This window comes from Frondihabitans sp. 762G35 (assembly GCF_002074055.1).
Lineage (GTDB): Bacteria > Actinomycetota > Actinomycetes > Actinomycetales > Microbacteriaceae > Frondihabitans.
Genome location: NZ_CP014619.1, coordinates 967228 through 984347, shown reverse-complemented (window position 1 = coordinate 984347; position 17120 = coordinate 967228). Strand labels below are relative to the sequence as shown.

Genomic DNA, 17120 nt, shown 5'->3' with positions numbered 1-17120 from the left:
TCAGTCTCTCGTCAGCTTGCGGTACGTCGTGCTGGACGGCTTGGCCGCGTCGGCACCGAGACGCTCGATCTTGTTCTCCTCGTAGGCCTCGAAGTTGCCCTCGAACCAGTACCAGTTGGCCGGGTTGTCGGCGGTCCCCTCGTAGGCGAGGATGTGGGTCGCGATCCGGTCGAGGAACCACCGGTCGTGAGTGATGACCACGGCGCAGCCGGGGAACTCCAGAAGCGCGTTCTCGAGCGAACCCAGGGTCTCGACGTCGAGGTCGTTGGTGGGCTCGTCGAGCAGGAGCAGGTTGCCGCCCTGCTTGAGCGTGAGCGCGAGGTTGAGGCGGTTGCGCTCACCACCGGACAGGACGCCGGCCTTCTTCTGCTGGTCGGGGCCCTTGAATCCGAACTGCGACACGTAGGCGCGCGAGGGGATCTCCGTCTTGCCGACCTGGATGTAGTCGAGCCCGTCGGACACGACCTCCCAGAGGTTCTTGTTCGGGTCGATGCCGCCGCGGTTCTGGTCGACGTAGGAGATGTCGACCGTCTCGCCGACCTTGAGGTCGCCACCGTCGAGAGGCTCGAGACCGGTGATGGTCTTGAAGAGCGTCGTCTTGCCGACGCCGTTCGGGCCGATGACTCCGACGATGCCGTTGCGGGGCAGGGTGAACGACAGCCCGTCGATCAGGCGACGCCCGTCGAAGCCCTTCTCGAGCTTCTTCGCGTCGATGACCTGATTGCCGAGGCGCGGGCCGACCGGGATCACGATCTCCTCGAAGTCGAGCTTCCTGGTGCGCTCCGCCTCGGTCGCCATCTCCTCGTAGCGGGCCAGACGGGCCTTCGACTTGGCCTGGCGGCCCTTCGAGTTGCTGCGGACCCACTCGAGCTCGGACGACAGCCGCTTGGCCAGCTTGGCGTCTTTCTTGCCCTGGATCTGGAGCCGCTCGCCCTTCTTCTCGAGGTAGGTCGAGTAGTTGCCCTCGTAGGGGTAGAGACGACCGCGGTCGACCTCGGCGATCCACTCGGCCACGTGGTCGAGGAAGTACCGGTCGTGGGTCACGGCGAGGACGGCGCCGGGGTACTTGGTCAGGTGCTGCTCGAGCCAGAGCACGCTCTCCGCGTCGAGGTGGTTGGTGGGCTCGTCGAGGAGCAGGAGGTCGGGCTGCTGGAGGAGGAGCTTGCAGAGCGCCACGCGACGCTTCTCACCACCGGAGAGGTTGACCACGAGGGCGTCTCCGGGCGGCGTGCGGAGGGCGCTCATCGCCTGCTCGAGCTGCGAGTCGAGATCCCAGGCGTCGGCGGTGTCGATCTCCTCCTGGAGGGTGCCCATCTCGGCGAGGAGCGCGTCGAAGTCGGCGTCGGGCTCGGCCATCAGGGCGGAGATCTCGTTGAAGCGGTCGATCTTGCCCTTGATCTCGCCGACGCCCTCCTGGACGTTCTCGAGGACGGTCTTCGTCTCGTCGAGCTCGGGCTCCTGCATGAGGATGCCCACCGAGTAACCCGGCGACAGCTTGGCCTCGCCGTTGCTCGGGGTGTCGAGACCCGCCATGATCTTCAGGATCGTCGACTTGCCCGCGCCGTTCGGGCCCACGACGCCGATCTTGGCACCCGGCAGGAACGACATGGTCACGTCGTCGAGGATCAGCTTGTCGCCGACCGTCTTCCGAGCACGGACCATCGAGTAAATGTATTCGGCCATGCGTCGAGTCTATTGGCTCGCGCCGCGGCACCGGACGGCCCGGGAGCCGCCGCGCGCCCCGCCCCTCCCGATGTCGGAGGAGTCGCCCGCAGCCGGCGACGAGGCGGTGCCTCCTACCAGTCGATCGCGCGCGTCTGGCCGACGAGGCACTTGCCGGTGCCGAGGACGCGCGACGAGGCGCTCCCGAACCCCGACGAGCCGACCTGGCCGACGAGGCAGTCCTTCTTCTTCCAGAGCACCGAGAACTCGATCGAGTCGACGTCGCGCCCGAGCGTGGTCTGGTCGGCCGTGATCTCCATGGCCTTCTTGTCGAAACCGGCCTTGACGAGAGCGTCGATCACGTCGCGTCCGTGCGGCTTCGGGTCGGTCTTCAGGAGCGTCGTCACCGTGGCGTCGAAGAAGCGCAGGGCCTCGGGCGTCGACGCGTCGGCGCTGAATCGCGGCGCGGGTGTCGCGGAGGGCCGGGCCGAGGCCGACGACGCCGCGGAACTCGAGACCGCAGGATCCGGCGCCTGGCTCGTGCAGGACGTCAGGGCGACCGCACACAGCCCGACGACGGCGACCCGCGAGACGATGCCCGCGATGGTGAGGCGCGGAGAACGGAGGAACACGGGGCGAGTCTACGGGCCACCCCGGGCTGCGACGGGTAGCCACGTCAGAAGGGGGCCTCGGCGTCGTCGCCGTGCCAGCGCTCCCGGGCCCCGGGGCCGGAACCGGCCGTCACGAGATCCGGCGCGACCGTGTCGGCGCCCGCGGACTCAGCCGCAGCCCCTCCGATCGAGACCGCCCCGACGAGGGCCGCCCCGGATGCGGCGAGCGCACCGACGTCACCGGTCGCACCCACAGCACCCGCCGCACCCGCCGCACCCACAGCCTCTGCCACGCCCGACCCCGGAGACACCGGAACGAGCCCGACGCCCCACGAGGCCGCGGCCCCACCGGCAGACGCCGCGCCACCGCCGGGCGCCACCCCCGGGGACGACGCGCCGCCCGCGGGCGCGAGCGCAGCCGACGCGGCGACCCGCGACTCCTGCGGGACCGCGTCGGAGCGGGCGGAGCCGCCCGCCGGGGAGATGCGCGTCAGCGTCGTCGTTCCCCAGAAGAGGTCGTGGCCGACGGATTCGGCATCGATCTCGACGGTCGTGCCGGTGCGGTCGCCCGACTCCCACGCTCGGATGCGGAGCCGCCCCGTGACGACCACCCGGTCGCCCTTCGAGAGCGACACGGAGACGTTGTCGGCGAGCTGCCGGAAGGCGTTGACCGTGTACCAGTTGGGATCGGACTCGACCCACTCGTTCTTCTGCCGGTCGAAGCGTCGCTGCGAGGACGCCAGCCGGAAGCTCGCGATCCAGAGGCCGGTCTGCGTCTGGAGGGACTTGGGCGTCGTGCCGACGACGCCGGTGAGGGAGATCGTGTCTGTCATGCAGCGAGTCTCCCGCCGCACGGAGAACGGCCCGGCCGCCGAGACTCCCTCTGGGGAGAACTCGCCTACCGGGCCGTGCTGTGGAGGGATCCCGCCGCCGGAGGCGGACGGTCGGCGTGCACGGAGCGCGCGACCCACTCGGCACCGGGCACGCGACCTAGCGCTCCCCGATCGAGCGCCTCAGTGCTCGCTGAACTCGGGCCTGTCGGCGCCGGGCCCGAGCGCCGCGTGCAGCGCGCTCTTCGCCACGTCGAGAGTAGGGAAGTCGCCGTGGTACTCTTCCGCCCGGCCGACGCGGATGGAGAATCCGTCGTGCGTCCGGTGGATGGACCCCACGACCCCTGCGGGCCCCTGGGCCACCCAGGTGCGGTTGGTCGTCGTACTGGCGGTGTCGCTCATCATCGAGCTCCTTTTCTATCGACGCGGAGACGGCGCGGAGGACCCGCGCGGACCTCCTACGAAGCAAGCACGTACTTGCCGTACGACTTGCGGATCTTGTTCACCTTGGGAAGGGCGACGGCGAGGCAGTAGCCCTGACCGGGGTTCTTGGCGAAGAAGTCCTGGTGGTACTCCTCCGCGGCGAACCACTCCTCGAGCGGCGAGATGGTCGTGACGATCCCGCCCTCCCAGTACTCGGACGCACGATCGCGGGCCGCCTCGAACTCGGCCTTCTGGGCGTCGTCCGTGAAGAACATGGCGGAGCGGTACTGGGTGCCGACATCGGCGCCCTGGCGGTTGAGCTGGCGCGGGTCGTGGAGCGTGAAGAACACGTCGAGGATGACGTCGGCCGGGATGACCTCGGGATCGAACGTCACCTGGACCGCCTCGGCATGACCGGTGGTGCCGGTGCAGACGAGCTCGTAGCTCGGGTTGCCGACCTGACCGCCGGTGTAACCGGAGACCACGTCGCTCACCCCCTGGAGGGTGCGGTAGACGGCGTCGAGACACCAGAAGCAGCCACCTGCGAGCGTGAAAGTCGTCATGGGGAAAACCTACTCTCCGTGCTGGTGCACCCCTGCGGTGCACCCCGACGTCACAACGTTTTCCCAGAGCGGCGCATTCCGTCACCGGCTCTCGACGACGACCTCCACGCGTTCGACCGGCGTCCCCGACGCGTCCCGAGGGCCGGTCGTCACGACGAGGTCGTCGCCGACCGTCTCCACGGGGACCTCGACGACGTCGCCGCCCCGCAGGTGGGCGACGGCGTGCGCGGGAGACCCGCCCCGCCCGACCAGCGCGACCCGCGCTTCCTCGACGGCCACGATCCCGATCCGGCCCGCAGCGGCGATCCCCGTCTCGGTGAGCGACGCCACCACCACGGCGCCGGTGGAGTGGACGACCCCCGGGAGAGCCGCCTCCTGCCGTCCGCCGTCGAGCGTCAGCGTGCGGAGCGCGACGACGGTCGCGGCGCCGACCTCGAACCGCGCCCAGGACGCCGAGCGGGCGCCGCTCGACCCGCCGAGGTAGGCCGGCGCGAGGGCCCGGGCGGTGAAGGTCGTGCCGGACCGCGTCAGCGCTGCGAGTCCGGCGTAGCGGGCGAGGTCGACGTCGGTCGGGCTGGAGTCCCGCGGGTCCCCGTGGAAGCTCCCGAGCGAGCCGATCGGGCCGAACGCGGCGGTGTCGAACCAGATGTCCTGCATCCGGAGCCACTCGTAGCCGCCCGAGCCGTAGCTCGGAACGCCGATCTCGCCGAGCAGGGAGCTGAAGAAGAGCCGCCGGTTGGCCTCGAGGTGGTACTCGTCGGCGTCGAGGTACATGTCGTCCGTCGAGTGGAGGTCGACCCACTCGAGAAGGAGCGGCGACAGGTTGTAGTACATGAAGAGGAGGTCGGGGTCGACCTCGCGCATGGCCCCGATGACCGCCTCCAGCGCCTTGACCAGCAGGAGCTCGCCCGACCACGACCGATCCCGCGGGGCGGCGAAGCGGAGCGACGGCAGCTCGTAGCCGAAATCGAACTTCACCAGCGCGGGGCGGTAGCGGCGGACGAATCGCTGCGCGAGGGTCCGGAGCCGACGCCGCACCGGCTCCTGCGTGACGTCGAAGAGGTAGTAGGTGTGTCCCTGGTTGCCGCGCGTGACGGGCCGGCCGGACGGATCGCAGAGCATGTGCTCGAGGCCGAGCCCATGGCTCGCGGGATCGTCGCAGCGGAGGAACGCGGCCCACAGCCCGACCTCGATCCCGTCGTCGCGGAGGGAGTCGAGGAACTCCTCGAACCGGGGGAAGCGCCCCTCGTCGTGTTCCAGGAGGCCGTACTCCCCCTCCCACTTGTCGTCGACGACGAAGATCCCCGGACGGAGGTCGTTCTCGACCAGATCCCGACGGATCGACTCGAGGGCGGCCTGATCGAAGTGCTCCACGGCGGTCCCGGCGGCGCACTGGGCGCCCCAGGTGTTGAACTGCGACCGCCGCAGCAGGTCGAGCTGCCGCGGCGAGCGCTCGCGCACCGTGGTCGCGCCCGACAGGGCGGCGAGTCGGTAGTAGGCGCGGACGGCCTCGTCGTAGGTGGGAGCGACGGTCAGGAGCCACGGGGCACCGAGCCGCAGCTCGCCCTGACCCGCCGTGGCCTGGTGCCAGAGGTCGGAGTGGAGGCGGAGCTCCGGCGAGACCCGGCCCGCGCGGTGCCGGAGGACGAGGTCTCCGGTCGGGACCTCCGCGAGCCCGAGGCAGAACGACGCGGAGAGCCGGTCGGTGAGGGCGCCGCGCTCGCACATGGAGCCCTCGATGCTGAAGCCGGCGAGGTAGTGGATCGGCAGTCCCCACTGCGCCGCGACGATGTCGGCCGAGTCGTTGGAGCCGCGGCCGAGCCAGGTGGTGAGGTCGAGCCGGAGCCCGGCCGGGATGACCGGGCCGAGGACGGACGACTCGCTCCCCCCGGGGTGCACGAGGTAGTCCATCGCGAGGCCCGGCTGAGCGATCCCCGAAGCCGTCTCGGCGAAGGCGAGGAGGGAGACGACCTCGTCGACGACGTCGGAGCGGTACACGGGCGCCTCGAACCGGAGGCCGTCGTCGCGGAAGCGCACGGTGACCTCGAGGCGTCCGCTGCCGTTGACGCCGGCGTAGCGGACGACGAGGGCGTCGTCGTCGACGTCGACCTCCTCGACGATCCCCGACGCGACCGTCGCGTTCTCCAGGACGACCGCGGGCTGGAGCGGCGCCGACACGATCTCGAGGCCCCGGGCATCCTGCAGGACGAAGCGGTCGGTCGACGGCGACCAGGTGAACCGGTACTCGGACCGCTCGACGGCGACGGTGGAGACGGCGGTGTCTGTGGTCATGACCCCAGGCTAGGCAGTAGGATTCTGGGATTCTTCCGCTTTCTTCGACAGGGATTCCGGGATCCGATGCTCATCGACACGACGAGGCCGAGCTTCGGCTTCTCCTGCTGGAACGACGAGACCGGTCCGATGACCGTGGCGCACCAGCACGACGACATCGAGTTCAACCTGGCCGAGCGCGATCTCGCCTACCTGCTCGGCGGGCGGCGGGTGACGCTGCCTGCCGGCTCCGTGGCGGGGTTCTGGGCGGCGCGGCCGCACCAGCTCGTCGAGGTGCCCGAGGGCGCGAGGGTCACCTGGCTGACGATCCCCCTCGACGTGTTCCTCTCCTGGTCGCTGCCGGAGCCGTTCGTCGCCGCCGTCGTGAGCGGAGACCTCGTCGCGCAGGAGCCGCGGGGCCCGGTACCCGAGCTCGTCGCGCGCTTCGCCGGCTGGAGCGTCGACCTCGCCTCCGGCGACGACTTCCTCCGCGACACCGCGAAGCTCGAGATCGAGGCGTTCGTCCGGCGTCTTTCCCGGACGGCGGTGACGAGCCGGCCGACACCGGCCGCCGCGGGCGCCCGCGCGCCGGACCCGAGAGGCCCGGGGACGGAGTCGCTGGCGCACGCGGCCGGCATGGCCCGCTTCCTGGCGCAGAACTTCGCGCGCCCGCTCACGGTGGAGGACGTCGCGGCCGCCGCGCACGTGCATCCTTCTCACGCGATGGCCGTCTTCCGGAGGGTCACGGGGACGAGCATCGGCGCGTACCTGGCCCAGTGCCGGGTGGCCGAGGCCCAGCGGCTCCTGATCGCCACCGCGGAGCCGATCGGCGACATCGCCCACCTCGCGGGCTTCGGGTCGCAGAGCCAGTTCTACGACCGGTTCCGCGCCGCGTGCGGCACGACGCCGGCCGCCTACCGCCGCGAGCACCGACGAGGAAGAGGCACCGCGCCGGGAGGGGATCCCGGCGCGATGCCTCTTCGGTGAGACGGACTACTTGACCGTGATCGACTGCGCCTTGAGGGCGGCGATGGTCTTCGTCTGACCGGCCTTCAGAGCGTCGAGCAGCGTGCCCTGGCCGGAGGCGGCCGAGCCGAACCCGTCGGAGACGTCGCTGTAGGTCTGCGTCATGGTCGGGCCCCAGGTGAACGGCTGGATGTTCTCACCGGCGGTGGCGAACTCCTGGTAGATCTTCTGGTTGCCGTAGAACGGGACGCCCTCGTTGAGCGCGGCCAGCTTGGTCCCGGTCGAGGAGGCCGGGTACAGGTTGGCCTCCTTGTTGAGGGCGGAGAGCGCCTCCTCCGAGGTGTTCAGCCACGTGATGAACTTCGCGGCCTCGGCGGGGTGCTTGCTGCCCTTGAAGACGACGCTGGACGAACCGCCCCAGGCGGCCGCCTTCGTCTCGCCTGCGGTCCACTGCGGCATCGGGGCGACGGCCCACTGGCCGGTGGTCTTGGGAGCACCGCTGGAGATGGTGTTGGCACCCCAGACGGCGGAGACCCAGGTCCAGTCCTGGCCGGAGTCGTAGGCGGCGTTCCACTGGTCGGTGAAGCTCGGCAGGGTGTTGACGAGCTTCTTCGAGATGAGGTCCTGCCAGTAGTTCGCGACCTTGGTGGAGGCGGCGTCGGTCAGGTTGACGTCCCAGGTGCCGTCCTTGGTCGAGAACCACTGACCCCCGGCCTGGGAGACGAGCCCGGCGAACTGGTTGACGTCGCCCTTGGCGAAGTTGGTGATGTTGCCTCCGAGAGCCTTGATCTTGACGGCGTCCTGGGCGTACTCCTCCCAGGTCGTCGGGACCGACAGGCCCGCCTTCTGGAAGAGGTCCTTGCGGTAGTAGAGCGCCATCGGACCGGAGTCCTGCGGGATCGCGTAGACGGAGTTCGCCTCGCCGAAGGTGACCTGGTTCCAGAGACCGTCGGCGAAGTCGGACTTGACCGCCGAGACGCCGGAGCAGGAGGCGATGTTGGTGAGGCCGTCCTGGATGCGGAAGGCGGGCAGCGTGTCGTACTCGACCTGCCCGATGTCGGGAGCGTTCCCGGCCTTGAGCTGGTTGAAGAAGTTCTGGTACGTGCCGCTGTTCCCGTTGGCGACGACGGAGGCTTTCACCTGGATGTCGGGGTTCGCCTTGTTCCAGATGGCGACGACCTTGTCCATGTTCGGCACCCAGGTCGTGAAGTTCAGGGTGACCTTGCCCGAGGACGGCTTGCAGGCGTCGGCGGAGGTCGTCGACGACCCGGAGCCCGAGCCGGCGCTGCAGCCGGCGAGGGCGATCGACGCGGCCACGGCGACGGCCGCGATCCGCAGGTACTTCGATTTCTTCATGTGATTTCCAATCAAGGGAGCGGTGCCGGCGGGAGGGCCGGTGCCGGAGGGAACGACGTCGTTGCCTTACCGAGAGGTGAAGCGGGTGGAACGGGTACTGCTGTGTGGGAGGAGCAACGGCCTACTTGAGGCCGCCTGACCCCAGGCCGCTCCGCCAGAACCGCTGGAGGCTCAGGAAGGCGACGAGGAGAGGAATGATCGACACGAACGCCCCGATGAGGACGAGCGTGCGGAGGTCGGGGTACTGGCTCACGTTGGAGTTCCAGGTGTAGAGCCCGAGCGTGACGGGGAAGAGCGACTGAGTGCGCAGCATCACGAGGGGCAGGAAGAAGTTGTTCCAGATGGCGACGAACTGGAACAAGAAGACGGTCACGAGGGCCGGCGACATGAGCCGGATCGAGACGGTGAAGAACGTGCGGACCTCGCCCGACCCGTCGATCCGGGCCGCCTCGACGATCTCGTCGGGGACGCTCGACGCCGCGTAGATGCGGGCCAGGTAGACGCCGAACGGGCTCACGATCGAGGGGAGGAACACCGACCAGAAGGTGTCGGTCAGCTGCACCTGGCTGAAGATGAGGAACAGCGGCAGCGCGAGAGCCGTCGCCGGGACGAGGACGCCGCCGAGGAAGATGTTGAAGAGCGCCTCGCGGCCCCAGAAGCGGTACTTCGCCAGGGCGTAGCCGCACATCGCGGAGAGGATCGTGCCGAGGGCTCCGGCGACGGTCGCGTAGACGATCGAGTTGCCCATCCAGCGCAGGTAGACCCCGCCCTGGTAGGTGAAGAGCTTGCCGAGGTTGCCGATGCCGTCCTGGAGGGAGGTGGCGGAGAACCAGAGCGAGAAGCCCGAGTTGAAGTTGCCGACGGTCTTCGTCGACGACACCAGGAGCCAGAAGATCGGGATCAGGAAGTAGAGCGTGAAGACGCCCATGATGACCATCGCGGCCGACCGGGACAGGACGCTCTCGCGCGGCCCGCGCCCCTTCTGCGGGGTGGGAGCGCTGGCGTCGTCGAAGCTGCTGGCGGGGCGGATGGGTGCGTTGACGGTCACTGGGAGGCCTTCCGCTGGGTCAGTCGGAGGAATCCGATCGAGAGGATGAAGGTGGCCACCGCGAGGACGACCGAGAAGGCGGCTGCCAGGTTGAAGTTCGGCACCGAGGAGGTCGAGTACACGAGCATGTTCGGCGTGAAGGTCGACGTGATCGACGACGTGAACTGGCGGAAGACGATGGGCTCGGTCAGGAGCTGCAGGGTCCCGATCACCGAGAACACCGCGGTCAGGATGATCGCCGGCACGACGAGCGGGATCTTGATGGCGACCGCGATGCGGAACTGCGACGCCCCGTCGAGCTTCGCGGCCTCGTAGATCTCCGTGGGGATCGCCAGGAGCGACGAGTAGATGATCAGCATGTTGTAGCCGACGTAGACCCAGGTGACGACGTTGGCGATGGCCCAGAGGATCGTGCCTCCGCCGAGGAGGTCGACGTTCGACGTGACGAACTGGAAGGGCGAGAGGCTCGGCGAGTAGAGGTAGCCCCACATGATCGCGGCGATGACGCCCGGCACGGCGTAGGGCGCGAAGAACGCGAGCCGGAAGAAGCGCTTGCCCCGCAGGAGCGGCGAGTCGAGCAGCAGGGCGAAGAGCAGCGCGAGGCCCAGCATCACCGGCACCTGGACGACGCCGAAGAGGAGGACGCGCAGCACCGACGACCAGAACTCGTTGTCCTGGAAGACGAGGACGTACTGGCTCAGCCCGCCGAAGACCTGCGTCGGGGCGCCGAAGGTGCCCACGCGCTGCACCTTGAGGAGCGACTGGTAGACCGCGTAGAGGATCGGGACCAGGTAGAACGCCAGGAACAGGACGGCGAACGGGACGATGAAGATGGCGATCGCCCGCCGGTAGCGGAAGCCGCCCTTGGGCTTGGCGTCGACGGCCGGCTTGGGCCGACGCGCGCGAACGGTGGTCGAGGTCATGATGCCTTCCTGTCCTGGCGGATGATCTGGGTGCCCCCGGGGGCGAGGGCGACGCGGCCCGAGACGGGCTGCTCCGTGACGAGGTCGAAGCCCGAGACGTCGTGGTGGACGGTCTCGTCGGTGTGGTTGAGCAGGAACACCCACTCGTTCTGCGAGTCGCGGCGTCGCACGACCTCGACGCCGGTCCCGGGCGCGGCCACGGGGAGCACGCCGGCCTCGTCGGCGACGCGGGTGAGCAGGGCGATGAGCGAGTCGGGCTCGAGGACGGTCGACAGGTACCAGGCGGTCCCGGCTCCCGCCGTCGCCCGAGTGACGGCCGGTCGACCCGCGAGCGGGCCGGACGCGTAGCTCACCACGGCCTCGGCGCCGACCAGCTCGACTGGCTCGGACCAGAGCGTGCCGCGGCTGCCGTCGGACAGGGCGACCGACGAGCCGACGGCGAGCGGGGCGAACTCGTCCACGGTGACCCCGAGCATCCTGCGGAAGGCGCCCGGATAGCCGCCGGGGCGGACGCCGTCGGTCTCGTCGACGATGCCGCTGAAGAAGGTGACGACGGCGTGGCCGCCCGCGTCGACGAAGTCCGTGACCACCTTCGCGTCGCTGTCGGAGACGAGGTAGAGGCTCGGGACGACGACGAGAGAGTAGCCGTCGAGGGGAGCGCCGGGCGCGACCACGTCGACGGTGACGCCGAGGTCCCAGAGGGCCTCGTAGGCCGCGTGGACCTGGGCGATGTAGGAGAAGTCGGTGGTCGGGTGCGCCTCGAGGTCGCCGGCCCACCACGACTCCCAGCTGAAGACGAGGGCGACCGTGGCGTCGATGGTGGAACCGCGGAGTTCGCCGAGCCGGCCCGCGAGGGCGCCGAGCTCGACGACCTCCTTCCAGACCTTCGAGCGGGTGCCGGCGTGCGGCAGGAGAGCGGAGTGGAACTTCTCGGTGCCCTTGAGCGACGCGCGCCATTGAAAGAAGCACGTGCCGTCCGCCCCGCGGGCGACGTGCGACATGGTGTTCCGCAGCATCTCGCCGGGTGCCTTGGCGATGTTGCGGGGCTGCCAGTTGACGGCGCTCGTGGAGTGCTCCATCAGCAGCCACGGCGCACCGCCCGCGAGGCCGCGGGTCGCGTCCGCCGCGAAGGCGAGCTCGACGTGGGGGCGTTCGAGCCGGTGGTCGAGGTAGTGGTCGTTCGCGATGACGTCCATGTCGGCGGCCCAGGTCCAGTAGTCCTGGTTCTTGATGTGCGCGGTCACCATGAAGTTCGTCGTGACGGGGATCGCGCTCGTCTCGCGGATCGTCGCCGCCTCGGCCCGGTAGTGGTCGAGGATCTCGTCGGAGGAGAAGCGGTGGAAGTCGATGGTCTGCGTCGGGTTGATGAACGACAGCGTCGCGCGAGGCGGCAGGATCTCGGCCCACGCGGAGTAGCGCTGGCTCCAGAACGCCGTGCCCCACGCCTCGTTGAGCGCCTCGATCGTGCCGTAGCGGTTCTCCAGCCACCGTCGGAACGACGCGGCCGAGACGTCGCAGTAGCAGAGCGCGTTGTGGCAGCCGAGCTCGTTCGAGACGTGCCAGAGGCGGACCGCAGGATGCGCGCCGTAGCGTTCCGCGGTCGCGCGGACGAGCGCGAGGGCCCGCTCCCGGAAGACCGGCGAGCTCGGGCAGTACGCCTGGCGTCCGCCGGGCCAGCGGGTCGTGCCGTCGGCCGTGACCGGGAGCACCTCGGGGTGGAGGGTCGTGAGCCACGGCGGCGGGGACGAGGTGCCGGTGCCGAGATTGACCCCGATGCCGTTGGCGTGGAGCAGGTCGACGACCTCGTCGAGCCCCGAGAAGTCGAACTCGCCCGGGCGGGGCTCGACGTGCGACCAGCCGAAGACGTTGATGGCGACGAGGTTGACGCCGGCCTGGCGCATCAGCGCGACGTCCTCGCGCCAGGTCTCGGGAGACCACTGCTCCGGGTTGTAGTCGCAGCCGAAGAGGAGGCCGTCGAGGCCGAGACCGAGGGCGGTCTCTTTCGGCTGGGTCTGGAGTAGCACGGTGTCCTCGGCTTCGCTGGCGGGTGACTCCCCCACTCCGAGCGGCCGGACGGCCCTTCGACTGTGAAGGTTCACAACATCTGTCTGTGATCGTTCACAGATCGCATCGGAACTTGACCCGATGCGATTTCCTGGGAACGTTCCCAGAGTCAATACCACTTTCGTCGATTTGTCAAAGCCCTCTTCCGATCGGCATGTTCCCGGGCCCCGGCGCCTCGGCTACAGTGACGACATGCCCCGTGAGCGCTCCCTTCGACGCCGGGCGACGATCCACGACGTCGCCGCCGAGGCGGGCATCTCGCGCGGAACCGTGTCGCGCGTCCTGAACAACGAGCCGTATGTGTCCGAGGGCGCCAGGCGGGCGGTCGAGGCGGCCGTCGCCAAGGTCGGCTACGTGCGCAACTCGGCGGCGCGCAACCTCGTGACGCAGAAGTCCCGCGCGGTCGCCCTCATCGTGCACGAGCCGCACTCGCTCGTCCTCGACGACCCCAACATCGGGAACATCCTTATCGGCACGAACGCCGTCCTCAGCGAAGCCGACCACCAGATGGTCACGCTCATCGTCGACTCGCAGCGCGACAGCGACCGGGTCGTCGAGTACCTCCGCGGGGGCTTCGTCGACGGTGCGATCATCCTCTCGGCCAGGACCGGCGACTCCATCTCCGAGGCGATCGCCGAACTCCGCCTCCCCGCCTCCTTCGTCGGCCACCCGCCCGACGCCCCCGACATCCCCTACATCGGCATCGACAACCGCGCCGCCGCCGAGAGCATCGTCACCCGGCTCGTCGAGACGGGCCGCCGCCGGATCGGGATGCTCGCGACCGGCCTCGACCGCGACTCCGGCCAGGACCGCCTCGCGGGCTTCCGCGCGGCCCTCGGCGACCGGTTCGACGGAGACCTGGTCGTCCGCCACCCCTTCTACAGCTACGGCGCGGGCGTCGAGGGCATGACGGAGCTCCTCGAGCGGGCGCCCGACGTCGACGGCGTCTTCGCGGCGTCCGACGCGGTCGCCGCCGGGGCGATGGACGTCCTGCACCGTCGCGGCATCCGCATCCCGGAGGACATCGGCATCGTCGGATTCGACGACAGCTCGTGGGCTCTCCGCTGCGTGCCCCCGCTGTCGACGGTGCGGCAGCCGGCGGAGACCCTCGGTCGCCGTGCGGCCGAACAGGTGCTGAGCCAGCTCGCGGGGGTCGCGGCCACGGAGCCGGGCATCCTGCTCTCGACCGAGATCGTCTGGCGCGACTCCGCCTGATCGGGCGCCGACGATGCGGCCCAGGCGCCACTAGGGTCGTGAACGTGAACTCCCCCTTCTCGCCCTACGTGGCCGACGACGACCGCTACTCGAAGCTCCCCTACGACCGGGTGGGCCGGAGCGGCCTCCGCCTCCCCCGCATCTCGCTCGGCTTCTGGAACAACTTCGGGACCGACCGCGCCCTCGAGACGCAGCGCGACATCGTGCTCCGCGCCTTCGACCGAGGCGTCACCCACTTCGACCTCGCGAACAACTACGGTCCGCCCTACGGCTCCGCCGAGCGGCAGTTCGGTCGGATCTTCCACGAGAACCTCCGCCCGTACCGCAACGAGCTCGTGATCTCGTCGAAGGCCGGCTACGACATGTGGCCCGGTCCGTACGGCGACGGCGGCTCCAGGAAGTACCTCCTGTCGTCGCTCGACGACAGCCTCGCGCGCCTCGGGCTCGACTACGTCGACGTCTTCTACTCGCACCGGCCGGACCCGGAGACCCCGATCGAGGAGACGATGGGCGCCCTCGCGACGGCCGTGCGCCAGGGCAAGGCCCTCTACGCCGGCATCTCGAACTACGGCCCGGCCGAGACCGAGGCCGCCATCGAGGCGCTCGCCGCCGAGGGTGTTCCGCTGCTGATCCATCAGCCGCGCTACAACCTGTTCGACCGGCGCCCCGAGCAGGGCCTGTTCGACACGCTGGAGACCCGCGGGATCGGTGCGATCGTCTTCTCGCCGCTCGCCGGCGGCCTCCTCACGGGTCGCTACCTCGACGGCCACGCGCCGGCCGGATCGCGCGCCGCGGAGGGCCGCTGGATGACGGAGGGCAACCTCGACGAGACCTACCTCACCCGTGCCCGCGCCCTGAACGACATCGCCGCGGCCCGCGGTCAGTCGCTCGCGCAGCTCGCGCTCCTCTGGGTGCTTCGGCAGAAGGCCGTGACGTCCGCGCTCATCGGCGCGTCCAGTGTCGCGCAGCTCGACGACAGCCTCGACGCGCTGCACGGCGACGCCCTCAGCTCCGACGAGCTGGCGGCCATCGAGCCGCTCGCCGTCGACGGGACCGGTTCCGGTCGCTGACCCAGCCCGCCTTCATCTCTTTCGGAGACCGACACCTCGCCTCGCGGAGGATCGCGGTGGTCGTTGTGCGTTATCCGGCCGTTCGTGTCAGGGTCCTGCCCGGCCTCACAGGCGACGCAGGATGCGACAGCGGAGTCGACGAATCCGGGTCACGAGATCGTTCCGGTCGGACGCGCCGGGCCTAGTGGACTTCTTTGCGGAGCTGACGCCACCAGCCGAGAGCGATGGGGGCTATGACCCAGAGCCCGAAGGACGTGAGTGCTTGACCGAGGCCGCGGGCCTCTCCTGATCCTTGCCAGGTGAGGTGCGGGTCGGACAACCAGGAGGAGAAGGCGAGGCTGGAGATCCAGGGGCCGACGTGAGGGAACGCCACAGTGATGGCGATCTCGTAGCCGAACGGAACAAGGAGCGTGACCGCGATCGCCAGAGGCGTGTTCAGAAGCAGAGAGCCCATTGCGATTCCCGTCAGGGCAGCTGACAGCGCGAGAGCGAAGACGGGGCCGAGGGCCCTTACGACCTGTCGTGCAGAAGTGTCGGCCATCTCGGCCGGGTGGAGGATCGCGAATGCGATACCGGTCACGGAGGTGACGACGGCGGTGATGCCCAGGACGGTGAGAACTGCGGCGACGAGCCGTGCTGACAGGATCAGGAGACGTCGGGGAACGAGAGCGAAAGTGGTCATGGCGGTGCGCTGGGTCCAGTCGCCGGCCATGGCAAGCACCGAGACGATCGGAAGAAGAGCTGTCAACGGCAGTCCAGGACCGGCAACGAATTCGCCGAAAGTCGAATAGAGACTTTGACTCAGAAGCGCCGCCCCGACGGACAGCCCAGCGATGCACACCAGGAGCCAGCGAGCGGCGCGAGTGTCGGTCGCTTTGCGGATCTCGACCAGGACCAGGGTGAACCAGAAACTCATCGGAGACGTTCTTCCGGCGACGCATCTGATCGCGCTGCGGTACCGGAGAACTCGCCGGAGGTCGTTTCGAGGAAGAAGCTCTCCAGCCGCGTCGATACGGAGCTGAGGTGGGTCACGACGATCTGCTCGGTGAGAGCGACGGCTCCGACGACTTCCGCCTCGGCGTCGATGTTCAGGCCGTTCGCGGCCTGGTGAGTGGTGATGCCTCTGCGTTCGAGGGCGCTGGCCAAGCGGACATTGTCGAGCGAGTCGACGTGCGTGGTCGTGCCGGAGAGTCGGGAGGGGCCGTCGTAGGAGACTCGGCCGCGGTCGAGGATGACGGCGTGGTCGGCTATCACTTCGATCTCGCGCAGGTGGTGGCTGGAGAGGATCACGGCGCCCCCGTCTCGAGCGAAGGAGAGGAGGTGGTCGGAGAGCCATCGCATCCCTTCCGGGTCGAGCCCGTTGCCGGGTTCGTCGAGGACAAGGCACGCGGGTGATCCGAGAAGTGCAAGGGCGAGGCCGAGGCGTTGCCGCATCCCCAACGACAGCGCGCCGACTCTGCGACGGTGAACCGTGCTGAGGCCCACCGCCTCGAGGTGGTCGCGGACCGTGGTGCGTGGAACGCGAAGCATGAGTCCTGCGAGCCGGGCGGTCTCCCAGACGGAGCGACCTTCATGTTGGGCCGAAGCGTCGAGGGATACGCCGACATGCGTTCCAGGATGGGGCAGATCCCTGTAGGGGGTGCCGCAGAACGTGGCGCGCCCTGATGTGGGAGGCGCGAGGTCGAGCATCATCCGCATCGTCGTCGACTTACCGGAACCGTTCGGGCCGAGCAGCGCGGTGATCTGCCCGCGCTCAGCCGCGAAAGAGACGTCGTCGACCACTGTTTTGGACTTGTAGGTCTTCGTCAGGTTCGACACTTCGATTCCACTTTCGCCCGGGATCACCACTTCCTGACTATCAGGAGCAAGGCAACGGTGATGATCACCGGGACGAGGGTCAGAAAGCAGATGGGGGCCCATTTCTCCGCGAAGGGGCCGCGGCTGGAGCACGTGATGATGATTCCTGCAGCGAGTGGAATGAGCGAGTGGGGCTGGTCCAGTGCCGTCAGCACGATCGAGCACAGCCCGAGTGTCAGGGCCAAGACGAACAGCCACCCCAGGGCGGGGAGACGCTTCGCGACGACGAGGAGGTCGGGGGTGGAGAACATGCTGTCCTTC

16 protein-coding genes are annotated in these 17120 nt (G+C 69.2%); 3 read left to right on the top strand and 13 right to left on the bottom strand.

Annotation, left to right across the window (positions count from 1 at the left end; all coding sequences use genetic code 11):
* The 6 genes from ettA to AS850_RS04855 all read right to left on the bottom strand — a co-directional run bounded on the left by ettA (position 1) and on the right by AS850_RS04855 (position 6381).
* A complete protein-coding gene (ettA, locus tag AS850_RS04880; RefSeq protein WP_119868110.1) occupies positions 1–1683 on the bottom strand; it encodes an energy-dependent translational throttle protein EttA in 1683 nt (560 codons plus the stop codon).
* Between the two features lie 113 nt (positions 1684–1796).
* Positions 1797–2294, bottom strand: coding sequence for a DUF6993 domain-containing protein (locus AS850_RS04875; protein WP_119868109.1), 498 nt, complete (start codon positions 2292–2294; stop codon positions 1797–1799).
* A gap of 44 nt (positions 2295–2338) precedes the next feature.
* Positions 2339–3106 (bottom strand): single-stranded DNA-binding protein, encoded by a 768-nt coding sequence (gene ssb, locus AS850_RS16665; RefSeq protein ID WP_216819855.1) that lies wholly within the window; start codon positions 3104–3106, stop codon positions 2339–2341.
* A 180-nt stretch (positions 3107–3286) separates the two neighbouring features.
* A complete protein-coding gene (locus AS850_RS04865; protein WP_119870130.1) occupies positions 3287–3505 on the bottom strand; it encodes a methyltransferase in 219 nt (72 codons plus the stop codon).
* A gap of 56 nt (positions 3506–3561) precedes the next feature.
* Positions 3562–4089, bottom strand: a complete 528-nt coding sequence (msrA, locus tag AS850_RS04860; RefSeq protein WP_119868108.1) for a peptide-methionine (S)-S-oxide reductase MsrA — start codon at positions 4087–4089, stop codon at positions 3562–3564.
* Positions 4090–4170: 81 nt separating this feature from the next.
* Positions 4171–6381, bottom strand: coding sequence for a hypothetical protein (locus AS850_RS04855; protein WP_119868107.1), 2211 nt, complete (start codon positions 6379–6381; stop codon positions 4171–4173).
* Positions 6382–6447: 66 nt separating this feature from the next.
* Here AS850_RS04855 and AS850_RS04850 point away from each other — a divergent pair, with 66 nt between their 5' ends.
* On the top strand, positions 6448–7347 hold the full coding sequence (locus AS850_RS04850) for a helix-turn-helix domain-containing protein (RefSeq protein ID WP_119868106.1): 900 nt from the start codon (positions 6448–6450) through the stop codon (positions 7345–7347).
* 6 nt (positions 7348–7353) lie between these two features.
* On the opposite strand, the gene AS850_RS04845 is transcribed toward AS850_RS04850, so the two are convergent.
* The 4 genes from AS850_RS04845 to AS850_RS04830 all read right to left on the bottom strand — a co-directional run bounded on the left by AS850_RS04845 (position 7354) and on the right by AS850_RS04830 (position 12677).
* Positions 7354–8682: an ABC transporter substrate-binding protein gene (locus tag AS850_RS04845; protein WP_119868105.1), complete on the bottom strand. Its 1329-nt coding sequence runs from the start codon at positions 8680–8682 to the stop codon at positions 7354–7356.
* Between the two features lie 121 nt (positions 8683–8803).
* A complete protein-coding gene (locus AS850_RS04840) occupies positions 8804–9712 on the bottom strand; it encodes a carbohydrate ABC transporter permease (RefSeq protein ID WP_236940887.1) in 909 nt (302 codons plus the stop codon).
* Between the two features lie 14 nt (positions 9713–9726).
* Positions 9727–10653 carry a carbohydrate ABC transporter permease gene (locus AS850_RS04835; protein WP_119868104.1) on the bottom strand — a complete coding sequence of 309 codons (927 nt, stop codon included), beginning with the start codon at positions 10651–10653 and terminating at the stop codon, positions 9727–9729.
* Positions 10650–12677: a beta-galactosidase gene (locus AS850_RS04830; protein ID WP_119870128.1), complete on the bottom strand. Its 2028-nt coding sequence runs from the start codon at positions 12675–12677 to the stop codon at positions 10650–10652. The genes AS850_RS04835 and AS850_RS04830 overlap by 4 nt, the downstream gene beginning before the upstream one ends.
* Positions 12678–12909: 232 nt before the next feature.
* On the opposite strand from AS850_RS04830, the gene AS850_RS04825 reads away from it, so the two are divergent.
* Positions 12910–13932 (top strand): LacI family DNA-binding transcriptional regulator, encoded by a 1023-nt coding sequence (locus AS850_RS04825; protein ID WP_119868103.1) that lies wholly within the window; start codon positions 12910–12912, stop codon positions 13930–13932.
* Between the two features lie 44 nt (positions 13933–13976).
* Entirely contained in the window at positions 13977–15002 is a 1026-nt protein-coding gene (locus AS850_RS04820; protein ID WP_119870127.1) for an aldo/keto reductase, read from the top strand.
* Positions 15003–15183: 181 nt separating this feature from the next.
* On the opposite strand, the gene AS850_RS04815 is transcribed toward AS850_RS04820, so the two are convergent.
* The 3 genes from AS850_RS04815 to AS850_RS16455 are packed head-to-tail and all read right to left on the bottom strand — an operon-like array spanning position 15184 to position 17110.
* Entirely contained in the window at positions 15184–15918 is a 735-nt protein-coding gene (locus AS850_RS04815; protein ID WP_119868102.1) for a hypothetical protein, read from the bottom strand.
* The gene (locus tag AS850_RS04810) at positions 15915–16850 is read right to left on the bottom strand and encodes an ABC transporter ATP-binding protein (RefSeq protein WP_236940826.1); all 936 of its coding nucleotides are present in this window, start codon (positions 16848–16850) and stop codon (positions 15915–15917) included. Before AS850_RS04810 ends, AS850_RS04815 begins: the two co-directional genes overlap by 4 nt.
* On the bottom strand, positions 16844–17110 hold the full coding sequence (locus AS850_RS16455; protein WP_164088389.1) for a hypothetical protein: 267 nt from the start codon (positions 17108–17110) through the stop codon (positions 16844–16846). The genes AS850_RS04810 and AS850_RS16455 overlap by 7 nt, the downstream gene beginning before the upstream one ends.
* Positions 17111–17120 lie beyond the last annotated feature (10 nt).